This is a genomic window from Escherichia sp. MOD1-EC6842, from assembly GCF_002965705.1.
Taxonomy (GTDB): Bacteria; Pseudomonadota; Gammaproteobacteria; order Enterobacterales; family Enterobacteriaceae; genus Escherichia; species Escherichia ruysiae.
Genome location: NZ_PTRF01000016.1, coordinates 102,645 through 110,445, shown reverse-complemented (window position 1 = coordinate 110,445; position 7,801 = coordinate 102,645). Strand labels below are relative to the sequence as shown.

The window sequence follows — 7,801 nt, the reverse complement described above, 5'->3', positions numbered from 1 at the left end:
TGGCTGATGTCCAGCGTGGCGTTATCACCGGTTAAATCATAGCCTTCTGTCATGTATGTCAGTACGGGCATCCAGGTATTATCAGCGCCATTCTCCGGCGTGCCGCTCAGGGAAAGCGTACCGTTCTTCCCAATCTGAACCCGACCATCACTGTAGAGCCCTTTTTGCGCCGTCAGATGACCGCCGTCCCGAACAGAGAGGGTGGAGTTCACGAAAACACCACTGTTCTGCAGCATGGCATCCGGTGAGGTGACATTTACCTTACTGTCATGGGCTTCAATCCCGCCAGTGAACCGGTTGTTGATGTCCAGCGTGGAGCCTTTTTGCAGTGTAATATTGCCCTGATACTGGCTGTCTACTGGAGAAGATGTACCTTCCTCCGGAATGATGTAATTACCGGTACTGTCATTTTTATCAATAATGACCTTATTACTGCCCAGTGCTATATGGCTGTTGTCCGACTGAATGTCACCATTCAGGGTAGCATTACGTGAAAGATGGAAGTCAGCATTTTTCAGCGACAGCGTTTTCAGTGTGAACTCGCGGTTTTCCCAGTCTTTCTGGGTCAGGGATACTGGGGTGCTGCCGTTGACGGATGCATGAATCACGGGATGCCCCTGGAAAATCAGACTCCCTCCCTCTTTACTCAGGTTTCCGCCAGGCAGATTTACGGAACCATCCATCACCACCTTACGTTCTCCCGGTAATTGCGGGATAGTCACATCCATATTGCCATTAAGCTGACCGTGATAAATGACCGGTTGTTTTGCACGTTCCGCCAGTACTCTGTCTTTTACTAACTGAACAGCCTTGTTTTTATCATGGCCGACGTATTCCCATTCAGCAGGGTTGTTCAGGCTGTTTCCCCACAGGGTGTTGCCATAACTCGCTGATTTAAGAATATAGTAGGACGTCTGTCCATTCAGATTACGGCTATATAAACTTCCGGGTGTACCCTTTCCGCCAAACGGACTAACAGTACCAATCGGGACGCTGACTTCTTCATTATTTGCCGTAGACAAATTCAGCGTAAGGTGGGATTTATTTGCGGCTTTGTTTGCAATGACCGCACCATAATCAGACACCCGCAGGCGGGTGAAAGTGATATCGTTGCCGTTAAGATCAAGTATCCCTCCGCGATAACCCCAGGAGATATTATCTGGATTAACTTGCTTTGAATCCGTGAGCACAACGGTCGGACGTCCGCTGGCAAGATTGACTGAGCTGAAAGCCTGAACATTACCTGCGGCATCAGGCTTTTGAGCCAGAACGACGGTCCCGTCCCCCGTTTTAAGCCCGCCGGGATTTACCCCAGTACCGCTTACTGTCAGCGTCCCTTCGCCAAGTTTATGAAGGTTGTCACCGGCAACGCCGTTGACCTTCCAGGTAACATTGGTTCCCTTGTCTGTAATAATACCGCCACCTGTCCATGTTTTTCCGGAGTCAGCTGATACTGTGTAACTGTCTTTAAATTCCAGATAGCCGGCGCCCTGAATCACGCTGTCTTTCAGGATAATCGCGCCGTTCTGTCCTCTGAACACCAGGTTTTTTCCTGCGTTGAGATCCTTTCCTTTCTGACCGTGCATGTCCCAGGTTTTAGTTCCCTGAGTCAATGTGCCTGAACCGGTATCCTTGTCAAAACGCCAGTTAAGGGGACCCTGACCAGATATTGCTGTAACAGGGGCGTCAAAATCCTCTTGCATCACTTTATTCAGATAATCGGTCGGAATAACATTCCACCAACTTGTTGCTCCCTTGGGACCGGCATATGATCTTAAAACGCCTACAATAACCCATTTTTTCTGCAATGAGTCATAAGCAAAAAGCGGTGAACCGCTATCGCCAGGTACGCCATAGCTAGGTATAATCCCATTAACCGGATTGAACGTTTGTCCTGGATTAGTGACGATGGTCGCATCGGAAATAAGAGGGGTTCCTATTGTGCCCCCTGTTTTAAAAGCATATCCGCCAGCGATATTTATCAAATTCCCATCTTTGTCTTTTTTCTTTTGTCTTTTGTCTTTTGTCTTTTGTAATTTGTGTACCACTCCCTACACGATAGAACTCAGTATAACGATCAGTATTTTTATAGGCATTGCGTTTAGTACCTTCAGCAGTGACAGTGGCAGGTGTTATTTCAGTGACCAGCTTATTCAGGCGAGGGGCATGAAAATCAGTAGAAGGGTGATCATTACGATTGACTATTGTATAGGTATTTTTCCCATCGCCAAAACTGACACTTTGATAGCCACCATTATGTTTTACACTGACCAGATACTGTGATGAAACCAGTGTAGCCACTCCGCTGGTGCTTACACTACTAAAATCTGCCATAGGGGCCTTATCCAGACGGCCGACAAGTTTTCCGTCTTTGTCATATACAGGAATATCTGTGGCTCCGGGAGTAAAAAGGCCTTTGTTTTCAGCAAAATCGCGAAACAACTGATAAGAGATATCAGCAAGTACAATACCCGCCTGAGATATTACAGGATAAGATAAGCAAGTCACTGAAACAGTAGTAAGTATTATTTTATTTAATTTCCGACTTACTTTTTTAGTTGCCTTACTAGCCAATTCTGATACTGCAATAAGTCCTTGGGTGACATGACAATATTTAAGTGAGTATATTTTGTTCACAATAAGCCCTCCATAGATTTCACGGATAACATTAATAGTCCAACCAGCACATATACAACCGAGTTAACAACTACCAGCACGTAATACAAGTAAAATAAATCTAAAAGAGATAAGTGAAAAGTGTTTTAAAATAAATTCAGCGATCCCCCTCCTCCGCATAATTGTTATTAGTTTTATATCATAAGCGCATGAATTTTTATACAGGGTTGCAAAAACGCTATTTAAGTATTCTTTAATTGTATTTTTACTAAATAAAAACATTCAACATGCACATCAATAAAGTTACGGCAATAAACAAATCGTGTTATCCTTATTAATGTTATAGGAAAGGCTATATATATCGAGGTTTGTTTAATACGTTGAGTGCCTTCGCACGGTTCGCTGACATATCACAAATATCGAATGAGATTATCCTCTTGAGTACAAAATTTCGACATAAGTGTAAGGTGGCAATAAATGTGGGTAGATAGAGGCTCGCAACTTTCACGTCATCCAGTAATGGAAAACTCCCAATAATATATCGCCAGCGTATTCTTCATCCATAGAGATAACAGCAATAGTAGGAAAATTTGTATCTTCAAAAACGACAGAGTGAGCATCAAAGAATGTCTCATCGCTGACATGCGACCCAGTAGTCCATAGATGTAGTAGGTGGCTTCAGAGACACCAGCCTCCCGGCAGACATCTCTAACTGTTTGTCCAGCTTCAACCGACTTAATCACGGCGATGATCTGATGCTCAGGAAAACGGGTTTTACGCATAGCGATCACCTTCATTGGCAGATTGATTATGCCGGAGGAGCTCTAAATGAGAATAGCACGATTATGCGGGATACTTACGCTACCTCATATCGGAGTTTATCATTAAACTTAAACTTTATTATCAGATTATAGTTATATTTATATGGAGTTATACTTTTTTAAAGCATTATTTATACTCTATAAGGTAAAGAGAAGGATTCTCATAAATGTTGCCTTGCTATTATTAATTTATCTTTTTCTTATGTTTTTACAATAAGAAACCCATATTTATAATCAGAAAGAAAATCCCCCTTGAATAATTGTTCAGGATGCGTAATTTCATAATCGATGTGATATAAATTAAGTAAGTGGTGACTAAATGAAAGAGTTAAACAGAGAAGATTGTGAAAGAATATATGGCTGTGGTATAAATATTGCTCCAGCATTACGTGGACTGGGAGAATTCGGTGAAGATTTTGCCCATGGAGCAGAAGGGGGGATTCAGTTGGCCGATGCTCTTGGATTGTTTGAACCTCCAGAAAAATCCACACCAAAATACACATCGGATCCGCAATTATTGAATATGGATGTCAATATTGCGAATACCTATATGCACGAGATACAGACGCATACCGGCAGTGATCAAATTACAGATACTATGCGTGAAGATGCTATTCATAATTTACAAAATGATGGGCGGGTTTATTTTAATCCTATATCAAATCATTTTGAGTCTCTGGGCGGTACGCCAGGTGAAGGGGCATTTTCTGCAGATGAAATTAAAGATCCTGATGTAAAAAATTTTATTGAGCAGGGAATGAATAAAGATGTTCAGGATGTGCATTCTTCTGATGCATCAGTAGCACACAATGCCCTTGAGTCTATAAAAAACAGCACAAGAGAAGGGGCATATCATTTTTCTGTTGAACAAAATAAATTTGTTGTCGGGTAATATGATAGAGAGAGGGGGGATACCCCCTCTTAAAATTCATGCAAGATTTTATTGAAAAAAATCATCGCTCTAATTTTGGCGATGTGATTATAGCCACCACATTTTCTCAGCGTGCTATTATTGTATGCTCTGTTATCATTTTTATTTGTCTTATTCTGTTTATGTCTTTCGCAGAATACACACAAAAAAGAAATGTCAATGGGATTGTTTACCCAGACAAAGGGATTATCAGTATTAAAAGCAAACAATCAGGTACTTTGTCAGCACTTTATATAAAAAGTGGAGATTACATTAGTTCAGGAGAAAATTTGCTCGCAATCGACGCATCATCATCAACCCATTACTTCAAAAACAATGAGGAAAGTTATCGGGAGATGTTTTCAAAATTAAGATCGATTAGTAGCAGGGAAACACAGGATAATATAAGCACCCTGGAAGCAAAAAAGAAATTAACAGAGGAGCAGATTATTCAAACCAAAAACAGCATTGCGATTATGGAGCGTCAAATCAGATTGCTTAATGCAGCGATACATTCTCAGGAAGTATCATTTAGTAAAATACAGGATGCCTATAAAAAGCGGTATGTTTCAGATGTTGAGAAAAACAATGCTGAGATGCAGTTAATTGATAAGAAAATGCAATTACAATCACTTAACAATGACATTTCCTCCAAAGAGGGACAAATTATAAGTCTCAAAAAGGAATTAGAGGATACCATAGACAGAATAAAAAATACTCAGAATGAAAATAAAAAAGAGAGTATCGATTCGCTAATGAAAATGTATGGTGTTGCTTCTGATTCAGAGTCTATTCTTCGTGCGCCTTCTGCAGGTAAAATTGCAGAAGTTGTTGAAAAAACAGGTAATTTTGTTAACGCTGGGGATACCATACTTACAGTAATTCCGCAAGGAAGTGTAAACCAGATTGTAGCCTTTATATCACCAGAGTTCATTGGTGAAATAAAAAAAAGTACGAGAGTTGCGTTGAAATATGATTCTTATCCCTATCAACGATTTGGGTTTGAACATGGTATTATCATTGATATATCCAGAGTTCCACTTCAACCTGAAGATATCTATACAAACTTTGGTCTTAAATTTGAAAATGCTTGTTACAGGATTGTGATTGAAATTACTGAGAAAAAGAAACGAATTAATATTATCCCAGGTATGAGTCTTAAGGTTGATATACCGACAAGAAAAACATCCATCATTAAATGGATATTTCCTTTCTTTAGAGATAAAGATATAGATGCATAATATACTGAATCAAAATGTTTTTTTGAGAAAAAAACATCTTCCACTTATATTTCAGACGGAAAGAACAGATTGTGCTCTTTCGTGTATCGCTATGATTGCTAATTTTCATGGTATTTCATTAAGTTTGTCTCAACTGAAGAGTAATTATCCTCAATATAAAGGGGGAATGAATCTGAATGATGTCTATGACATTCTTTCTTCTACAGGATTGAATGTTAGAGTGTTGTCTGTTGATAATGATGAGCTAGGGAAAGTGAAGTTGCCATGTATACTTCATTGGGATTGTGATCACTTTGTTGTTTTAAAAAAAATAAAAAGGGATAAATTTATTGTTCATGATCCAGAACGAGGTATGCTTACACTTGGTTATGTAAAATTTTTCGAACATTTTTCTGGTATTATTGTTGAAGCCATTCCCAGACTTGTCATTTCAGATCTGACATCAACAAATTTGCTTTCTGGCAAGGAGAAAAAATATTCTGTCTCTAACAATTTGAAATTTTTCATTTCATTGCTGAGACAGTGCCAGTCACCAGTTTTCTTTATATTGATACTATTATTTATTATCGAGTTTATTAACATTTGTTTGCCGCAGGTGACACAACTAATCATAGATGATGTTATTGTGAATAGTGATATGCATCTTCTGATTGTTGCGACATTGGGGTATTTTTTTCTAAGTTTAATACAAATAGCCGTCACTTCTGCCAAAGATGTTATCTTTATATGGATAAGCGCCCATCTCGGATATCAACTTCCTCTTAGCTTTTACAATAAATTAATGGCGTTACCTGTTTCTTTTTTTAACTCAAGAACGCTTGGGGACCTTATATCAAGATTTGACTCGGTTGATATTATAAAAAATACTACAACAACGCAGTTGCTGACTACAGTACTGGACTCTATCATGATGTCAGCATCATTCATTATGCTGATGATTTATGATAAATCTTTAGCATTAATAGTGATGCTTATGCTATTTCTATATGCACTTACTAAACTTTTTTCGTATAAAATTTATAAGTATTGTAATGTGAGCACGCTTAAATCAAAAGCGAGGCAGAATGGCGCTGTTATAGAGAGTGTTAAAAATCATCAACTTTTAAAGTTATATTCTGAATGTCGAGGGGTTAGTGGAAATTATTCTCAGAGTCTTGTCGATGTTGTAAATAATCAGGCGAAAGTGGGTTATATTCAGATCATTTTTACCGGAGCAAATTTATTTTTGTCATCTTTGAAAAATGTTTTTATTTTGTATTTCGGAGGCGTTCAGGTCATGTCAGGAAATTTTAGCATTGGCATGTTGATTGCTTTTATTTCATACTCTGAACAATTTTGCCGTCGCTCGATGAAAATAATTGATTTTATGATGCAAGGCTATATGTCTGGAGTACATATTGACCGTATCAACGAAGTTATAACAGCCAACCCAGAAACTGAATCCCCTGCACAATTGTTTCCATCAAAATATATAAATGGAGTTTCGCTGGAGTTAAATAACATCTCTTTTTCCTATTCTGCAACATCTGTAACATTATCCAGCCTCTCATTTAAACTTGAACCAGGTGAAGCATTACTCATCTCTGGTAAATCAGGTCGCGGTAAAAGTACGCTGGTGAAAATAATTCTTGGCTTATTACCGCCTACTGGAGGGCATATTATATGTAATGATGTGAATATTTTGGAGCATAATATTCAATCCTTCAGAAAAATTACTGGTACTGTTTTACAGGGAGATGCGCTTCTTAGTGGCTCGCTGCTTTATAATATTTCCTTTGATAATACAGTTTCTCTTGAGGATGTTATTCATATTACAAAAGGGCTGGGAATACATGACGTAATCAATAGCCTGCCTATGGGATATTACTCCCAGGTGACAGATATTAATGCTTTTTTATCTGTTGGTCAGATTCAGCGTATTTTACTTGCCAGAGCTATATACAGAAAACCAGCTTTGCTTATCCTTGATGAAGCAACGAGTAATCTTGACCATGAATCTGAGACACAAGTTATTGATTATATTTCCACTATTCCCTGTACAAAAATCATTATAAGCCATAAGGGTGAGGCATTACGCATTGCAGATAAGATCTTGTATCTGGATAGAACAACATCATATTGCAAGAGTAATATTCACAACAAAAATTGTTCATAAAAATTGTAGTGATGTGATGGACGCCCTTCCTAAAGTAGTCAGTGCCATACTTTTACTG

The 7,801-nt window shown here is 38.7% G+C and carries 5 protein-coding genes and 1 pseudogene; 3 read left to right on the top strand and 3 right to left on the bottom strand.

Annotated elements, in window-relative coordinates; genetic code table 11:
• The 3 genes and pseudogenes from A7Z29_RS17910 to A7Z29_RS17905 form a co-directional block, all read right to left on the bottom strand.
• Nucleotides 1-2,048: S6 family peptidase (locus A7Z29_RS17910; RefSeq protein WP_459251565.1), on the bottom strand; the 2,048-nt coding region annotated here is incomplete at its 3' end.
• Nucleotides 1,954-2,637, bottom strand: a complete 684-nt coding sequence (locus A7Z29_RS24095) for an ESPR domain-containing protein (protein WP_459251564.1) — start codon at nucleotides 2,635-2,637, stop codon at nucleotides 1,954-1,956. The genes A7Z29_RS17910 and A7Z29_RS24095, both read right to left, overlap by 95 nt.
• Before the next feature lie 644 nt (nucleotides 2,638-3,281).
• Nucleotides 3,282-3,398: pseudogene (locus tag A7Z29_RS17905) on the bottom strand (transposase); the annotation flags it as partial.
• 358 nt (nucleotides 3,399-3,756) lie between these two features.
• Between A7Z29_RS17905 and A7Z29_RS17900 the strand changes: the two are divergent.
• The 3 genes from A7Z29_RS17900 to A7Z29_RS17890 are packed head-to-tail and all read left to right on the top strand — an operon-like array spanning nucleotide 3,757 to nucleotide 7,743.
• The gene (locus tag A7Z29_RS17900) at nucleotides 3,757-4,329 is read left to right on the top strand and encodes a hypothetical protein (protein ID WP_105290572.1); all 573 of its coding nucleotides are present in this window, start codon (nucleotides 3,757-3,759) and stop codon (nucleotides 4,327-4,329) included.
• Nucleotides 4,330-4,367: 38 nt separating this feature from the next.
• Nucleotides 4,368-5,588 carry an HlyD family secretion protein gene (locus A7Z29_RS17895; RefSeq protein ID WP_105290571.1) on the top strand — a complete coding sequence of 407 codons (1,221 nt, stop codon included), beginning with the start codon at nucleotides 4,368-4,370 and terminating at the stop codon, nucleotides 5,586-5,588.
• Nucleotides 5,581-7,743 carry a peptidase domain-containing ABC transporter gene (locus tag A7Z29_RS17890; protein WP_105290570.1) on the top strand — a complete coding sequence of 721 codons (2,163 nt, stop codon included), beginning with the start codon at nucleotides 5,581-5,583 and terminating at the stop codon, nucleotides 7,741-7,743. Before A7Z29_RS17895 ends, A7Z29_RS17890 begins: the two co-directional genes overlap by 8 nt.
• Nucleotides 7,744-7,801: the final 58 nt, after the last annotated feature.

What these genes read in the sequence shown, in the direction of transcription:
- A7Z29_RS17900 (WP_105290572.1), top strand. Translation starts at nt 3,757, where the DNA reads ATGAAAGAGTTAAACAGAGAAGATTGTGAAAGAATATATGGCTGTGGT.
- A7Z29_RS17890 (WP_105290570.1), top strand. Translation starts at nt 5,581, where the DNA reads ATGCATAATATACTGAATCAAAATGTTTTTTTGAGAAAAAAACATCTT.
- A7Z29_RS17895 (WP_105290571.1), top strand. Translation starts at nt 4,368, where the DNA reads ATGCAAGATTTTATTGAAAAAAATCATCGCTCTAATTTTGGCGATGTG.